The sequence below is a fragment of the Agrobacterium leguminum genome (assembly GCF_005144435.2).
Classification (GTDB): domain Bacteria; phylum Pseudomonadota; class Alphaproteobacteria; order Rhizobiales; family Rhizobiaceae; genus Agrobacterium; species Agrobacterium leguminum.
This window is the reverse complement of the sequence record NZ_CP120212.1, coordinates 543471-560066: the sequence shown is the minus strand read 5'-3', so window position 1 is coordinate 560066 and position 16596 is coordinate 543471. Positions and strand designations below refer to the sequence as shown.

The 16596-nt window shown below is 61.4% G+C and carries 13 protein-coding genes; 5 read left to right on the top strand and 8 right to left on the bottom strand.

All coding sequences use genetic code 11. The features are described 5' to 3' along the window. Positions 1 to 138: 138 nt before the first annotated feature. Both CFBP4996_RS17055 and rhaI read left to right on the top strand, forming a co-directional pair. Positions 139 to 2235 (top strand): bifunctional rhamnulose-1-phosphate aldolase/short-chain dehydrogenase, encoded by a 2097-nt coding sequence (locus tag CFBP4996_RS17055; protein WP_080854431.1) that lies wholly within the window; start codon positions 139 to 141, stop codon positions 2233 to 2235. A gap of 233 nt (positions 2236 to 2468) precedes the next feature. After that, a complete protein-coding gene (gene rhaI, locus CFBP4996_RS17050) occupies positions 2469 to 3761 on the top strand; it encodes an L-rhamnose catabolism isomerase (RefSeq protein ID WP_080854432.1) in 1293 nt (430 codons plus the stop codon). 173 nt (positions 3762 to 3934) lie between these two features. On the opposite strand, the gene panB is transcribed toward rhaI, so the two are convergent. The 8 genes from panB to CFBP4996_RS17010 all read right to left on the bottom strand — a co-directional run bounded on the left by panB (position 3935) and on the right by CFBP4996_RS17010 (position 12824). Next, positions 3935 to 4774: a 3-methyl-2-oxobutanoate hydroxymethyltransferase gene (gene panB / locus CFBP4996_RS17045; RefSeq protein ID WP_065657128.1), complete on the bottom strand. Its 840-nt coding sequence runs from the start codon at positions 4772 to 4774 to the stop codon at positions 3935 to 3937. Beyond that, positions 4771 to 5649, bottom strand: a complete 879-nt coding sequence (panC, locus tag CFBP4996_RS17040; RefSeq protein ID WP_080854433.1) for a pantoate--beta-alanine ligase — start codon at positions 5647 to 5649, stop codon at positions 4771 to 4773. Before panC ends, panB begins: the two co-directional genes overlap by 4 nt. Before the next feature lie 150 nt (positions 5650 to 5799). Further along, a complete protein-coding gene (locus tag CFBP4996_RS17035; RefSeq protein ID WP_080854434.1) occupies positions 5800 to 6570 on the bottom strand; it encodes an enoyl-CoA hydratase-related protein in 771 nt (256 codons plus the stop codon). Continuing rightward, entirely contained in the window at positions 6560 to 7486 is a 927-nt protein-coding gene (locus CFBP4996_RS17030; RefSeq protein WP_080854435.1) for a hydroxymethylglutaryl-CoA lyase, read from the bottom strand. Before CFBP4996_RS17030 ends, CFBP4996_RS17035 begins: the two co-directional genes overlap by 11 nt. 1 nt (position 7487) lies before the next feature. After that, complete coding sequence (locus tag CFBP4996_RS17025) at positions 7488 to 9479, bottom strand: acetyl/propionyl/methylcrotonyl-CoA carboxylase subunit alpha (RefSeq protein ID WP_080854436.1); 1992 nt, start codon at positions 9477 to 9479, stop codon at positions 7488 to 7490. 7 nt (positions 9480 to 9486) lie between these two features. Beyond that, positions 9487 to 11088, bottom strand: coding sequence for a carboxyl transferase domain-containing protein (locus tag CFBP4996_RS17020; RefSeq protein ID WP_080854437.1), 1602 nt, complete (start codon positions 11086 to 11088; stop codon positions 9487 to 9489). A 9-nt stretch (positions 11089 to 11097) separates the two neighbouring features. Next, on the bottom strand, positions 11098 to 12270 hold the full coding sequence (locus tag CFBP4996_RS17015; protein WP_080854438.1) for an isovaleryl-CoA dehydrogenase: 1173 nt from the start codon (positions 12268 to 12270) through the stop codon (positions 11098 to 11100). An 80-nt stretch (positions 12271 to 12350) separates the two neighbouring features. Then, positions 12351 to 12824, bottom strand: a complete 474-nt coding sequence (locus tag CFBP4996_RS17010) for an Lrp/AsnC family transcriptional regulator (RefSeq protein WP_035221263.1) — start codon at positions 12822 to 12824, stop codon at positions 12351 to 12353. Between the two features lie 183 nt (positions 12825 to 13007). Here CFBP4996_RS17010 and CFBP4996_RS17005 point away from each other — a divergent pair, with 183 nt between their 5' ends. The 3 genes from CFBP4996_RS17005 to CFBP4996_RS16995 are packed head-to-tail and all read left to right on the top strand — an operon-like array spanning position 13008 to position 16594. Then, a complete protein-coding gene (locus tag CFBP4996_RS17005; RefSeq protein WP_080854439.1) occupies positions 13008 to 14171 on the top strand; it encodes an acetyl-CoA C-acyltransferase in 1164 nt (387 codons plus the stop codon). A gap of 12 nt (positions 14172 to 14183) precedes the next feature. Next, positions 14184 to 15311 carry an acyl-CoA dehydrogenase family protein gene (locus CFBP4996_RS17000; protein ID WP_080854440.1) on the top strand — a complete coding sequence of 376 codons (1128 nt, stop codon included), beginning with the start codon at positions 14184 to 14186 and terminating at the stop codon, positions 15309 to 15311. 44 nt (positions 15312 to 15355) lie between these two features. Then, entirely contained in the window at positions 15356 to 16594 is a 1239-nt protein-coding gene (locus CFBP4996_RS16995; protein ID WP_080854441.1) for a 3-methyl-2-oxobutanoate dehydrogenase (2-methylpropanoyl-transferring) subunit alpha, read from the top strand. Positions 16595 to 16596 lie beyond the last annotated feature (2 nt).

The following is a 16596-nucleotide window of genomic DNA, read 5'->3' as shown; positions in this document are numbered from 1 at the left end:
TAATCAATATCGCGCTGCAACATGAAAATTTATGATCGTTTTTGATTGACATTATGCTTTTGGATGCGCGATATCTGCCATCAAAGGAGGCGGGCCGGTATCGGCTCCGCGAATGCAGACAGATATTGGGAGGAAGACATGACGGGAAAATCCCGCCTTCTCGAAAGCCGTTGGGACGATGCCTATGCCAAAACGCTCGATGAGCCGGGCAAGCTGCTTTATCGCTCCAATCTGCTCGGTGCCGATAAGCGCATCACCAACTATGGCGGCGGCAATACATCCGTAAAGGTGCTTGAGGCCGATCCGCTGACGGGCGAGAAGGTCCGCGTCATGTGGGTGAAAGGCTCCGGCGGCGATGTCGGCACCATCAAGCTCGATGGTTTTGCAACGCTCTATCTCGACAAGCTGGAAGCGCTGAAGGGCATTTACAAGGGCGTTGCGGATGAAGACCGCATGGTCGGCTTCCTGCCGCATTGCACCTTCAACCTCAATCCGCGCGCGGCTTCCATCGATACGCCGCTGCACGGTTTCGTGCCTTATGATCACGTCGACCATATGCATCCCGATGCAATCATCGCCATTGCCGCTTCGAAGAATTCGAAAGAGCTGACGCAGCAGATATTCGGTGACGATATTGGCTGGCTGCCCTGGCGTCGCCCCGGTTTCCAACTCGGTCTCGATCTCGAAGCTTTCGTCAAGGTCAACCCGAAGGCCAAGGGCGTCGTGCTGGAAAGCCACGGCCTGTTCACTTGGGATAACGACGCCAAGGCGTGTTACGAGCTGACGCTCGCCATCATCAACAAGGCGATCGAATGGTTTGCGGCCAAGACCGAAGGCAAGACGATTTTTGGCGGCGCGGTGGCGAAGAGCCTGCCGCTTGCCGAACGCCGCGCCATCGCCGCCCGACTGATGCCGGAAATCCGTGGCCGCATCGGCCGCGAGGAACGCAAGCTCGGCCATTTCGACGATCAGGACGCGGTTCTCGAATTCGTCAACTCGAAGGACCTGAAGCCGCTGGGTGCGCTCGGCACATCCTGCCCGGATCACTTCCTGCGCACCAAAATCCGCCCGCTGATCCTCGATCTCGATACGGCCAATCCCGATGTGGATGCGCTGACGGCCGGTCTCGACAAGGCGCTTGAAGCTTACCGCGCCGATTATACCCGCTACTACGAGGCCTGCCGCCACGATAATTCGCCGAAGATGCGCGATCCGAATCCGGTGATTTTTCTGATCCCCGGCGTTGGCATGTTGTCCTTCGCCAAAGACAAGGCCACCGCCCGCATTGCCGGCGAATTTTACGTCAACGCCATCAACGTCATGCGTGGTGCTTCCACCGTGTCCGAATATCAGGGCCTTCCCGAACAGGAGGCCTTCGATATCGAATATTGGCTGCTGGAAGAGGCAAAGCTGCAGCGCATGCCGAAGCCTAAGAGCCTTGCCGGCCGGGTGGCTTTCGTCACCGGCGGTGCTGGCGGTATCGGCCGGGCAACGGCGGAAAGGCTGGCGGACGAGGGCGCCTGCGTGGTTCTGGCGGATATCGACGAGGCGGCGCTGGAAGCCGCCAAGGGCGATTTCGTTAAGCGCTACAGCGCTGACGCGGTGCGTAGCGTGAAGCTGGATGTGACGAAAGAGGATGCCGTCATCGCCGCCTTCGCGGAAGCGAGCGTCGAATTCGGCGGCGTGGATATCCTCGTCTCCAATGCCGGTATCGCTTCCTCCGCGCCGGTGGAAGACACGACGCTTGCCATGTGGAACAAGAATATCGACATTCTTGCGACGGGTTATTTCCTCGTTTCGCGGGAGGCTTTCCGACTGCTGCGGCGTCAGAATCTCGGCGGCAACGTGGTGTTCGTCGCCTCGAAAAACGGTCTCGCTTCCTCGCCCAATGCCTCCGCCTATTGCACGGCGAAGGCTGCGGAAATTCATCTGGCCCGTTGCCTCGCGCTCGAAGGGGCGGAAGCGGGCATTCGCGTCAATACCGTCAATCCCGATGCCGTGCTGCGCGGTTCGAAAATCTGGAGCGGCGAGTGGCGCGAGCAGCGCGCGGCCTCTTCCAAAATTGAAGTGACCGATCTTGAGGAACATTACCGCAAGCGCTCGATGCTGAAGCTCAATGTCTTCCCGGAAGATATCGCCGAGGCGATCTACTTCCTGGCGTCCGACGCCTCCGCCAAGTCGACCGGCAACATCATCAATGTCGATGCCGGCAATGCGCAGAGTTTTACGCGGTAGGGTGTCGGTGGATACCGACATATAAAAAGACACGATGCTTTGAGAAGTGGCGAAAGTCCCACCTCCGTCATTCCGGCCTTGAGCCGGAATCCAGCAGCCGCGCGTCTGCGCGGCGAGAGAGTTTTCTCAGCCCAAAGACTTGGGCTGGCTGGATTCCGGCTCAAGGCCGGAATGACGGGGTGGTGGCGTCGCGGGCCGAAGCACCTGTTGTGTTCATTGCCCGGGAGGAAAAAATGACCGAGACGAAAATCGCTGCCGATGTCATCGCGGCGGAAAACGACAAGCGTGCTGCTGCGCTGAAGGACGATTATCAGGCGCTGGGCAACCAGCTTGCGCGCCGCAATATCGATATCGAGGCCGTCACGGCCAAGGTCGCGGAATTTTTCGTCGCCGTTCCCTCCTGGGGCGTTGGCACCGGCGGCACCCGCTTTGCCCGCTTTCCCGGCACGGGCGAGCCGCGCGGCATTTTCGACAAGCTGGATGATTGCGCCGTCATCAACCAGCTGACACGGGCGACGCCCAACGTTTCCCTGCATATTCCGTGGGACAAGGAAGACCCGAAGCGATTGAAGGCCCATGCCGATGCGCTGGGTCTCGGCTTCGACGCCATGAATTCCAACACGTTTTCGGATGCGCCGGGCCAGAGCCATTCCTACAAATACGGTTCGCTCAGCCACACGGACGCCGCCACGCGCCGGCAGGCCGTCGAGCACAACATCGAATGTATCGAGATCGGTAATGCCATCGGCTCAAAAGCGCTGACGGTGTGGGTGGGTGATGGTTCCAACTTTCCCGGCCAGAGCAATTTCACCAGAAGTTTCGAGCGTTATCTCGCCGCCATGGCCGATATCTACAAGGCGCTGCCGGATGACTGGCGCATTTTTTCCGAACACAAGATGTACGAGCCGGCCTTCTATTCCACGGTCGTGCAGGACTGGGGCACCAATTACCTCATCGCCAATACGCTCGGCGAAAAGGCCTTCTGCCTCGTCGATCTCGGCCACCATGCGCCGAACACCAATATCGAGATGATCGTCGCCCGGCTCATCCAGTTCGGCAAGCTTGGCGGTTTCCACTTCAACGACAGCAAATATGGCGATGACGATCTGGATGCCGGTTCAATCGAGCCATACCGCCTGTTCCTCGTTTTCAACGAGCTGGTGGATGCCGAGTATCGCGGTGTGAAGGGTTTCCATCCCGCCCATATGATCGACCAGTCGCACAATGTGACGGACCCGATAGAAAGCCTGATTTCCAGCGCCAACGAAATCCGCCGCGCCTATGCGCAGGCGCTGCTGGTGGACCGCGCTGCTCTCGACGGCTACCAGCAGGACAATGATGCGCTGATGGCTTCCGATATGCTGAAGCGGGCCTATCGCACCGATGTGGAACCGATTCTTGCCCAGGCGCGGCAATTGGCGGGCGGCGCTATCGATCCGGTCGCGACCTATCGTGCGAGCGGCTATCGCAGCCATGTTGCGGCGAAGCGCCCGGCTTCGGTTGGCGGCAGCGGCGGGATTGTATAGGGGCGTTGTTTTTTGGGGGGACGTCCCCCACACCCGTCACCTCGGACTTGATCCGGGGTCCAGTGCGATCAAGTCCTTGATCGCGCAAGAGTCTTTCACGGCGCAGTCGCGCCGTGGCTGGATGCCGGATCATCCTCGGGCTTGTTCCGGGGACCGGCATGACGGAAATAGTGTCACTTCCCCGAAGGCGATTGCCGTCGCACCTGAAACGTATGCTCCGGCCCGGGAAACGCCCCCGAGCGAACTTCATCGGCATAGGCGGCCGCTGCTTCCGAGACCGTCGGGCCCAGATCGGCGAAACGCTTGACGAATTTCGGTTTGAAATCGGTGAAAAGGCCAAGCATGTCGTCGGAAACGAGCACCTGCCCGTCGCAGGCCGGCGATGCGCCGATGCCAACCGTGGGTGCGGCGAGTTTTTCGGTCAGTTCGCGGGCGAGCGGCTCGACGGTACCTTCCACGACAATGGCGAAGGCGCCTGCCTGATCCACCGCAATCGCATCGCGCCAGATCTTCTGCGTTTCCGCATCCGAATGCCCGAGCGAGCGGAAGCCGCCGGCGGTGTGCACCAGCTGCGGCATCAGCCCGACATGGCCGAACACCGGAATGCCGCGCGCCACCAGAAAGGCGATGGTTTCGGCCATTTCCTCGCCGCCTTCCAGCTTCACGCCGTCGCAGCCGGTTTCCTGCATCAGTCGCACGGCATTGCGGAACGCCTGTTCCTTGGATTCCTGATAGGTGCCGAAGGGAAGATCGACAATGACGCAGGCATGTTCGACGCCGCGCATGACGGCTCGGCCATGGGCGATCATCATATCCAGCGTGACGCCGACCGTCGTGTCCATGCCGTAAAGCACCATGCCGAGGGAATCGCCGACCAGGAGCAGATCGCAATGCGGATCGAGCAGGCGGGCAATCGGCGTTGTATAGGCGGTCAGGCAGACGATGCGCGCCTCGCCTTTCATCTGCCGGATGGAGGCCGTCGTCAGCCGCTTGTGTTTTCCATGGGCGCTCATTCGGCCGCCTCCCGTTGATTGATCCTGTCGAGGCCGATGACGCGGTTGTCGAGGAGCCGGGTGCTGCCGAGCCTGACGAACAGCGCCACCAGCACCGGCCCCGCCTGCAATGAAGCAACGGGGGCGAGCGTATCGGGATCGCGTACCGCGACGACTTCCGGTGAGGCCAGCGGCTCGGCGGCGATGAATTTTTCTATGGCCGCCTCGAATGCGGCGGGGTCGTCGAAGCCCTCGCCATAAAGCCGTTCCGCTTCGTCCAGCGCGCGCGGCACGATCACGGCGGCGGCGCGTTCCGCTTGGCTCAGATAGACGTTACGCGAGGAGCAGGCCAGCCCATCCGCCTCGCGCACGGTGGGGACTGGGACGATACGGACCGGCTGGGCAAGGTCCTCGACCATGCGGCGGATCAGTGTCACCTGCTGATAATCCTTTTCGCCGAAATAGGCGGCGTCGGGTTGGACGAGGTTAAAAAGCTTGGTCACGACCGTCGTAACACCTGCGAAATGCCCCGGACGCACCGCGCCTTCCAACTGACTTCCCAGTTCGGGCACATCCACGACGGTCTGCATCGGGCGCGGATACATCTCGGAGACTTCTGGCGCGAAAAGAATGTCGATGCCCGCCTCTTCCAGCAATGCGCTGTCGCGGGCGAGATCGCGGGGGTAACGGGCCAGATCCTCATTCGCGCCGAATTGCAGCGGGTTGACGAAGATCGAAACCACCGTCACGTCGTTTTCCGCCTTGGATTGGGCAACGAGCGTCAGATGGCCGATATGGAGAAAGCCCATGGTCGGCACGAAGCCGATGGTTTTGCCCGCACGGCGAAAAGTAGCGGTAGCATCCCGCAATTCGGCGACGGTTTTTACAAGCTGCATGGGTCTCCTCCGGCTTCCCCGATCACCGCCCGGCGAAAGGTGCTGGATAGAACTCGATTTGCCGAACGGGGTCAACGGACGCATCGGGATTATATCGATTAACCCTATGACGACTTTTAAGAAAACCGGTGCTCGGACAGATGGCGGCGATCACTCCACCCAGAGCGGTTTCCTTTTTTCGGCAAAGGCCAATCGCCCCTCCTGCGCCTCGTTGCTGCCGCTGATCGTGGCGATGACGTTTTCGGCAAAGGTGAGCCGCTCGCTGGATGGCATATCGCGCATTTTCAGCAACGCCGCCTTTCCGGCCGCGATGGCGCCCGGTGCATTCTGCCGCAACCGGGCGAGAACATCCTCGACCACGCCATCGAGTTCGGCCGACGAGACAGCCCCATTGACGAGGCCAAGACGCTCGGCATCAGCGGCGTTTATCGCTGCCCCAAGATAGGCCATTTCCTGAAGCTGGCTCAGGGGTATCTTCGCCAGAAGCTTCGCCGCCACCATGGCCGGGAAAAGCCCGACACGGACTTCCGGCAGGCCGAATTCGGCATGATCGGCGGCATAGGCGAGATCGCAGGCGGCGACGAGGCCAAGCCCGCCGGCCAGAACCCGGCCGTTGATGCGGGCGATGACGGGCCTGTCGCAGCCCTCGATGGCACGCATCACATCGGCAATAGGGTTGGTTCCATCCCGCGAGAGGAACATGCCGCCGGCGCTCTCCTTCAGATCGGCCCCGGAGCAGAAGCTGCGGTCTCCCGCGGCCGTTATCACCACGGCGCGCAGGGCGTGGTTGCCAGATGCCGCGCGGATGGCCGTCGTCAGGGCGTCCGTCATCGCGGCATTCAAGGCATTGTGCACTTCCGGCCGGTTGAGCGTCAGCCAGAGAACGTCCTTGCGCCTTTCGCTCAGCAATTCATCCGCCATGCGCGTCACCCTCCTGTCTTGCCGCAAGCAGCGCCTTGCCGGCGCGGGCCGCATTCGGTCTGCCGAGATGCCGGCTGATCCAGTCTCCGGTTTTCGCCACCGCCATCAGGTCGATACCGGTTTTAATGCCAAGCCCCTGCAGCAGATAAACGACATCTTCGGTGGCGACATTGCCGCTGGCGCCCGGCGCAAAGGGGCAACCGCCCAGCCCGGCGACGGAGCTGTCGAAGACGGAGATACCTTCATCCAGCGAGGCCAGCACATTGGCGACGCCCTGCCCATAGGTATCATGGAAATGCATGGCGAGTTTTTCACGCGGGATGCGGGCAGACACCCGCTTGATGAGATTGCGGATCTGGTCCGCCGTGCCGACGCCGATCGTATCGCCGAGCGAAATTTCGTAACAACCAAGCGCGATGAGCGCTTCGGCCATCGCCGCCACGTCATCGTGTGCAACCGTACCGTCATAGGGGCAGCCGGCTATGCAGGAGACGTAACCGCGCATGAGGATGTTCCGGCCGGCCGCGGCTGATGCGACATCGCGCAGACGCTCAAGGCTTTCGGCGCGCGAGCAGCCGATATTGTGCTGGCTGAACCCTTCGGATGCGGAGACGAAAACCGCGATCTCGGTGACGCCAGCCTCAATGGCGGCTTCGAAACCTTTCATATTGGGGACAAGCACAGGATAGGTCGTGTCGTGTCGGCGTCTAATGCCCTGAAACACATCTTTGGAACCTGCCATTTGCGGAACTTTGTTGGGTGAAACAAAGGCTCCCGCCTCTACAGCGGCCAGTCCGGCCGCAGCCAGTCGTTCGATCAGCTCGATCTTGATGGCGGTGGAAACCTGCGCAGTTTCATTTTGCAGGCCGTCACGCGCACCCACTTCGACGATTTTGACGGTTCGGGGCCAGCTCATCTCACCCGCCCTCCGGCTCGAAATCCACCAGCACCGCACCGGCCGCGACCATATCACCCTCAATGCAATTGATGGCCGTGACGGTGCCTTTCGCCGGCGCGCGGATCGTGTGTTCCATTTTCATCGCCTCCATCACCACAAGTGCCTCGCCGGCCTCAACCGCAGCACCGTTGCTGCTCAGCAAGGCGCGGATGACGCCGGGCATGGGTGCTTCCAGACCGCCGGTATGGGTAGCGGAATCCGCGATATCGACGGGATCCGGCTGGCCGATGCGATAATGTTCGCCATCCAGAAAAAGCGCGTACCGGCCATCCTCAGCAAAGAAATGGCCCTGCCTTTTCCTGCCTTCCACGGTCGCTTGGAATTTACCATCGTCCGAGAGGCCGCCATGGGCGCTGATTGCCCGTCCATCGATCTCCAGCGAAAAGCCGTCCGCCTCATGCGTGACGCCGACGTTAAGCGGCTGGTTGTCAAACACAAAATACAGCGTTTCCCTTGCCGGCGCGTTGAGGCGGAAGGCGGCCGTCATGTTCCACGGGCTATGGGGATCGGCCTGCGAACCCGGCTTTCCGTTTTTCTGCCGCGCAAGCAGCAGGCCAAGCGCGGCCATGGCTACCTCGTTCCCGTCCGTTGCTGCCGGAGCAAACAGCGCCGCTTCGTTACGGGCGATGAAACCGGTGTCGAGATCGGCGTTCGAGAAGGACTTCAGTCCCGCAAGCCGCGTCAGAAAGGCGGCATTGCTGGTGACGCCGCAGATCGCCAGATTTTCGAGCGCCAACCGCAGACGCCGCACCGCCGAGGGGCGATCACGGTCCCAGACGATCAGCTTGGCGATCATCGGATCGTAATGCACGGTGATGGTGTCACCGGCGCGGATGCCGCTGTCGATCCTGACGTGAGGGCCCTGATCGGGAAAAACGAGATGGCTGACCGCGCCGATCGACGGCAGGAAATCATGCGTCGGGTCTTCGGCATAAATCCGCGCCTCGATGGCGTGGCCGTTGATGCTGAGTCCGGTCCAGTCTTCCGGCAGGGGCTCTCCGTTGGCGACGCGGATCTGCCATTCGACCAGATCGAGGCCGGTAATATACTCCGTCACCGGATGTTCGACCTGAAGCCTCGTATTCATTTCCATGAAATAGAAGTCGCCGGAAGGGTCGAGCAGGAATTCCACCGTTCCCGCGCCGCGATAATCGATGGCGCGGGCGGCGGCGACCGCCGCTTCATACATGCGCTGGCGAAGCGCATCGGGCAGGCCGGGGGCAGGGGCTTCCTCTATGACCTTCTGGTGCCGGCGCTGGATCGAGCAATCGCGCTCGAAAAGCGAAACACAATTGCCGTGGCCATCGGCAAAAACCTGCACTTCCACATGGCGCGGCCGCTCGAGATATTTTTCGATCAGCATGCGGTCATTGCCGAAGGCGGCCAGCGCTTCGCGTTTTGCGCCCGCAAGCTCCGCTGCGAAGTCGCGCTTTTGCCGGACGATACGCATGCCCTTGCCGCCGCCGCCGGCTGAGGCCTTGAGCAGCACCGGATAATCGATCTTGTCCGCCTCGCTTGCCAGTCGTTTTTCGGACTGTTCGTCACCGTGATAGCCGGGAACGACCGGAACGCCGGCCTTTGCCATCAGCGCCTTTGCCTCGCTTTTCCCGCCCATGGCGCGGATTGCCGCTGCTGGAGGGCCAATGAAAACGAGATCGGCGGCGGCGCAGGCTTCGGCGAAACCGGCATTTTCCGAAAGGAAACCGTAACCCGGATGAATGGCCTGCGCGCCGCAGGCTTTTGCGGCGGCGATGATTTTTTCGCCGTCGAGATAGGAGGCTCGCGCGGGTGCTGCGCCAATGGCGATGGCCTCGTCGGCAAGCGCCACATGCATGGCGTCACGGTCGGCGTCCGAATAGACTGCGACGGTGCGGATACCCATCTTGGCGGCGGTGCGGATGATGCGGCAGGCGATTTCGCCCCTGTTGGCGATCAGTATTTTCGAGAACATGGTCGCCTCACATCCTGAATATGCCGAAACGGGTGGGTTCTATCGGTGCATTGAGCGCGGCGGAAAGACCGAGACCGAGCACGAGGCGTGTATCCTTCGGGTCTATGATGCCATCGTCCCAAAGTCTGGCGCTGGCATAATAGGGATGTCCCTCCCGCTCGTATTTTTCCCGGATCGGCTGTTTGAACGCCTCTTCCCCTTCCTTCGACCAGTGGCGGCCATCAGCCTCGATGCCGTCGCGGCGGATTTGCGCCAGAACCGATGCCGCCTGTTCGCCGCCCATCACGGAAATGCGGGCATTGGGCCACATCCACAAAAAGCGCGGTGAATAGGCCCGCCCGCACATGCCGTAATTGCCGGCCCCGAAGGAGCCGCCGATGATGACGGTGAATTTCGGCACTTTAGCCGATGCGACAGCGGTAACGAGCTTGGCGCCGTCCTTGGCGATGCCGCCCGCCTCATAGGCCTTGCCGACCATGAAGCCGGTGATGTTCTGGAGAAAGACCAGCGGAATGCCGCGCTGGCAGCAGAGTTCTATGAAATGCGCGCCCTTCAGCGCCGATTCCGAAAACAGAATGCCGTTATTGGCGATGATGCCGACAGGATAACCGTGGATATGGGCGAAACCGCAGACCAGCGTGGTGCCGTAAAGCGCCTTGAACTCATCGAATTCGGAACCGTCCACCAGACGCGCGATGATCTCGCGCACATCGAAGGGTTTTCGCGTATCGGCGGGAACGATGCCATAAAGCTCTTCAGCCGGATAAAGCGGCTCCGCCGGCTCGCGAATATCCAGCTCCACCTGTTTGCGGCGATTGAGGGTGGAAACGATCCGCCGGGTCAGCGCCAGCGCGTGGCGGTCGTTATTGGCGTAGTGATCGGTGACGCCGGATTGCCGGGAATGCACATCCGCGCCGCCCAGCTCTTCCGCGCTCACCACCTCGCCGGTCGCGGCCTTCACCAGCGGCGGGCCGCCGAGGAAGATCGTGCCCTGATTTTTGACGATCACGGACTGGTCGCTCATCGCGGGCACATAGGCCCCGCCCGCCGTGCAACTGCCCATCACCACGGCGATCTGGGCGATGCCTTCCGCCGACATATTGGCCTGATTGTAGAAGATGCGGCCGAAATGATCGCGGTCGGGAAACACCTCGTCCTGATTGGGCAGGTTGGCGCCGCCGGAATCCACCAGATAGATGCAGGGCAGGCGGTTCTCCGTGGCGATCTCCTGCGCGCGCAGATGTTTCTTCACCGTCAGCGGATAATAGGTGCCGCCTTTCACCGTCGCATCATTGGCGACGATCACACATTCGCGGCCAGAGACCCGGCCGATGCCGGTGACGATGCCGGCGGCGGGAACGGGTTCGTCATAGACCTCGTAAGCTGCAAATTGCGAGAACTCCAGGAATGGACTGCCGGGATCGAGAAGGGCTTCGATCCTGTCGCGCGCCAGCAATTTGCCGCGGGAAAGATGCCGTTCACGGGCCTTGTCGCCGCCGCCTCTGGAGATTTTTTCGACGTGCTGCCGCAGGTCATCCACCAGACCCGACATGAATTCCACATTGGCGGCAAAGGTTGGATCGCGGTTAAGACTGGATGTAAGCTTCATCGCGTGTCCTCACCCGTTGCCCTTGACCAGCTCGCGGCCGATCAGCATCCGGCGGATTTCGCTGGTGCCCGCGCCGATCTCATAAAGCTTGGCGTCGCGCAGCAGCCGTCCGGCCGGGCTTTCATTGACATAGCCGGAACCGCCGAGAAGCTGGATGGCATCCAGCGCCACCTGTGTCGCCCGTTCGGCGGCGAAAAGGATCGCGCCCGCCGCGTCCTGTCTTGTGATGCGGCCGTTGTCGCAGGCCCGCGCCACGGCATAGACATAGGCGCGCGACGCATTCATGGCCGAATAAATATCGGCGAGCTTTCCCTGCACCAGCTGGAATTCGCCGATAGGCTTGCCGAATTGCTTGCGCTCGCGGGCATAGGGCAGCACCAGATCGATGGCCGCCTGCATGATGCCGACCGGGCCGGCGGCCAGCACGGCGCGCTCGTAATCCAGCCCGCTCATCAGCACCGTCACGCCGTCATTCAAGCCGCCGAGAATGTTCTCTTCCGGCACCTCGCAATCCTCGAATACCAGTTCCGAGGTGGGCGAGCCGCGCATACCGAGCTTGTCGAGTTTCTGGGCTGGGCGAAACCCCTTGAAGCCCTTTTCGATAAGGAAGGCGGTGATGCCGCGCGCGCCGGCCGACATATCCGTCTTGGCGTAAACCACCAGCGTATCGGCCTCGTGGCCATTGGTGATCCACATTTTCGCGCCGTTCAGCACATAGCGGTCGCCCTTGCGCTCCGCCTTCAGCCGCATCGACACGACATCCGAACCGGCTTCCGTCTCGCTCATGGCGAGCGAACCGACATGTTCACCGGAGACGAGTTTCGGCAGATATCTGTGCTTCTGCTCTTGCGTTCCCCAGCGGTGGATCTGGTTGATGCAGAGGTTGGAATGGGCGCCGTAGGAAAGGCCGATGGAAGCGGAAGCCCTGCTTATCTCTTCCATCGCCACGCAATGGGCGAGATAGCCCATGTCGGCGCCGCCGAATTCTTCCGAAACGGTAATGCCGTGCAGACCGAGCTGGCCCATTTCCGGCCAGAGCTTGCGTGGAAAACGGTCGTCGCGGTCGATCTCCGCCGCCAGCGGCGCGATTTTATCGTCTGCGAATGCGCTTGCGCTGTCGCGCAATGCTGCGATTTCCGGGCCGAGATCGGCATCGAAAATGGCGGCGAGGTTCAAACTCATCGCGTCTCCTCCTCCGGACGGCCTTTGCTGCCGTCCCTTTTGTCAGCAGCCAGCACCTCCTCCGCGCCGGCAGCCCTCGATTACGGCGCGTCACCCCCGGTGAAAGCGGCGGAACGGCGCACGAATGTCTTGATGGCGAAATTGGACTGGATGCGCGACACGCCGGGAACCGTGGTCAGGAAATCCAGAAGTTCCTGATAATGCGGCAGATCCCGCACCATGGCATGGATCAGATAATCGGAACTGCCGCTGGTCTGGTAACCGCCCACCACTTCGGGAATGGAAGCGACATGGTGCTCGAAGGTCGTCAGCGCTTCCTTGATCTGCCGTTCCAGCGTGACGGAGATGAAGACGCCCATATTGCCGAGCAGCCGGTTCTCATCGAACACGGCGGTATAACCACGAATGATGCCTTCCTCTTCCAGCTTGCGCACGCGCCGCAGCGTCGGCGTGAAGGAAAGACCTATCCGCGCTGCCAGATCACGCCAGCTCACCCGCCCGTCATCGCCGAGCACATGCAGAATCTTCCGGTCGAAACTGTCGAGCTCAATCATGGATCATTTGCTCTATGATATGACTATTTATTGGATCAAAGATATCGCCAATCAAAAAACTGTCAATCAAAATAGCTTTGAAATGAATTCGAGTTGGTGATAGCGTTCATGTCAGTCGAGATCTGGAGGAGATCGCGATGACGGTTGTTTTCTCAAGCGGGAGAATGGCCAAGGGAGGTGAGTTTGGCTGTGCATGACCCTGTCGTGATCGTCGGGGCCGCCCGTACTGCTATGGGTGGGTTCCAGGGCGAATTCAAATCGGTGGCCGCGCCCGATCTCGGTGCGGCGGCGATCCGCGCGGCCGTCGAACGGGCTGCGGTTCCGCCTTCTGATATTGACGATGTGCTGATGGGCTGCGTGCTTACGGCCGGGCAGGGGCAGGCTCCGGCCAGACAGGCGGCCATTGCCGCTGGCATTCCCAACTCGGTTGGCGCGACGACCATCAACAAGATGTGCGGCTCGGGCATGAAAGCGATCATGCTGGGGCATGACCAGCTTGCGGCGGGAAGTTCTTCCATCGTGCTTGCGGGCGGTATGGAAAGCATGAGCAATGCGCCCTATCTGCTGGACCGTGCGCGAAACGGCTATCGTCTCGGCCACGGCAAGCTCACTGACCACATGTTTCTGGATGGCCTCGAGGACGCCTATGACAAGGGCCGGCTGATGGGCACTTTCGCGGAGGATTGTGCTGAAGCCTACCAATTCACCCGCGCCATGCAGGATGACTATGCGCTGACCTCGCTGGAGCGTGCTCGTCGCGCCATCGCCGAGGGGGCTTTCGAAGCGGAGATCGCGCCTCTCGGCGATGTTGCCGTGGACGAGCAGCCGGGCAAGGCGAAGCCGGAAAGAATCCCGCAACTGAAGCCCGCCTTCCGCGATGGCGGAACGGTGACGGCGGCCAATTCCAGTTCGATTTCCGATGGTGCGGCCGCTCTTGTTCTCATGCGTCGCTCCGAAGCGGAAAGGCGGGGCCTTTCACCGCTGGCGACCATTATCGGTCAGGCCTCCCATGCGGATGCACCCGCCGGATATCCAACGGCTCCCATCGGCGCGATGAAAAAGCTGTTCGAAAATACCGGCTGGGTGGCGAAGGATGTCGATCTCTTCGAAATCAACGAGGCCTTTGCCGTAGTGGCGATGGCGGCGATGCGCGATCTCGATCTGCCGCATGAGAAGGTGAATGTGCATGGCGGCGCCTGCGCGCTCGGCCATCCGATCGGCGCTTCCGGCGCGAGGATCGTCGTTACCCTGCTGGCCGCCCTGCAGCGCCACGGGCTGAAACGCGGCGTGGCCGCCGTCTGCATCGGCGGCGGTGAAGCAACCGCGCTCGGCATAGAGCGATATTAAGGGGAGGCGGCGATGATCCTGAACGAAGCCCAGCAGCAGATCAGGGACATGGCCCGCGATTTCGCCCGCGAGCGGCTCGCCCCCGGGGCTGCTTCGCGTGATCGGGAAAGCCGGTTCCCGAAAGACGAGTTGAAGGAGATGGGCGCGCTCGGCTTCCTCGGAATGCTGGTCTCAGAAGACTATGGTGGGTCGGAAACCGGTGCCGTCGCTTATGCCCTGGCGCTGGAGGAAATCGCTGCCGGCGACGGCGCCTGTTCCACCATCATGAGCGTGCATAATTCGGTAGGCTGCGTGCCGATCCTGAAATTCGGGACCGAAGACCAGAAGCAGCGTTTTCTGCCGAAACTGGCCTCCGGCGAATGGATCGGTGGTTTTGCGCTGACCGAACCGCAGGCCGGTTCCGATGCGTCCAACCTCAAAACCCGCGCCCGGCGCGATGGCGACCGCTACATTCTCGACGGCGCAAAGCAATTCATCACATCAGGCAAGAATGGCGATGTCGTCATCGTTTTTGCCGTCACCGATGCAGCGGCGGGCAAGAAAGGCATCACCGCCTTCATCGTGCCGACCGATACGCCGGGTTACGAGGTGATCAGGGTCGAGGAAAAGCTCGGGCTGCATTCTTCGGATACCTGCCAGATTGCCTTTACCGACATGGCGGTGCCGGCCGAATTGCGGCTTGGCGAAGAGGGGCAGGGTTATCGCATCGCGCTTGCCAATCTGGAAGGCGGCCGCATCGGCATCGCCGCGCAGGCGGTCGGCATGGCGCAGGCCGCCTTCGAGGCGGCACGGGATTATGCCCGCGAGCGCAAGGCCTTCGGGCAGGCAATCGTGGAGCATCAGGCGGTGGCGTTTCGCCTTGCGGATATGGCGACGCGCATTGAGGCGGCGCGGCAGCTGGTGCTGCATGCGGCGGCGCTGAAGGAAGCGGGTGAACCCTGTCTTTCGGAGGCCTCGATGGCAAAACTCTTCGCGTCCGAAATGGCCGAGCGCGTCTGCTCGGACGCCATCCAGATTCACGGCGGTTACGGTTACATGGCGGATTATCCGGTGGAGCGGATCTATCGCGATGTGCGCATTTGCCAGATTTACGAGGGGACAAGCGATGTCCAGCGCATGGTGATCGCAAGAAACCTTTGAGGATTGTTTCGCGGTCTGGAGGAGACCGTGACGGGAGGAGTAGAATGGATATAACCGAAACGCCACATCTCAGCCTGCATGTTCCGGAGCCTGCGGTGCGGCCCGGCGGGGAGCCGGATTTCTCCAATGTGAAGATACCGAAGGCCGGCACCGTGCCGCGCCCGGATGTGGACGCAGCGCCGGAAAGCATGCGCGATCTCGCTTATTCGATCATCCGCGTCCTCAATCATCAGGGCGAGGCCGTCGGACCCTGGGCCGGGCTGCTTTCGGATGAGGAATTGCTGGTGGGCCTCAAAAACATGATGCGGCTTCGGGCTTTCGATGCCCGCATGCTCATGGCGCAGCGGCAGGGCAAGACCTCCTTCTACATGCAGCATCTGGGCGAAGAGGCGGTGAGCTGCGCCTTCCGCAAGGCGCTTTCCAAAGGCGACATGAATTTTCCGACCTATCGGCAGGCGGGTCTGCTGATCGCCGACGATTATCCGCTCGTCACCATGATGAACCAAATCTATTCCAACGAGCTGGATCCGCTGCACGGGCGGCAATTGCCGGTGCTCTATTCCTCGAAGGAGCATGGTTTCTTCACCGTCTCCGGCAATCTCGCCACGCAATATGTGCAGGCGGTCGGCTGGGCGATGGCCTCGGCCATCAAGGGCGATACGAAGATCGCTGCAGCATGGATCGGCGACGGCTCGACGGCGGAGTCCGATTTTCATTCGGCGATGGTCTTTGCCTCCACCTACAAGGCTCCGGTGGTTCTCAATATCGTCAATAACCAATGGGCGATTTCCACCTTTCAGGGCATCGCGCGCGGCGGCTCCGGCACCTTTGCGGCGCGCGGCCTGGGCTTCGGCATCCCCGCACTTCGGGTCGACGGCAATGATTATCTCGCCGTTTATGCCGTGGCGCGCTGGGCGGTGGAACGGGCGCGCCGCAATCTCGGCCCGACGCTGATCGAATATGTGACCTATCGTGTCGGCGCCCATTCCACGTCGGACGATCCGAGCGCCTATCGTCCCAAGACGGAGTCCGAGGCATGGCCGCTGGGCGACCCGGTTCTGAGGCTCAAAAAACACCTCATCCTGCGCGGCGTCTGGTCGGAGGAACGGCACCGGCAGACGGAGGCGGAAATCGCCGATGAGGTGCTTGAGGCGCAGCGCGAGGCAGAAAGCCACGGCACGCTGCATGAGGGCGGTAAACCGCCGAAAAAGGATATTTTCGAAGGCGTCTACGCCGAGATGCCGCCGCATCTCGCCCGCCAGCGCCAGAAGGCAGGGTGGTAACC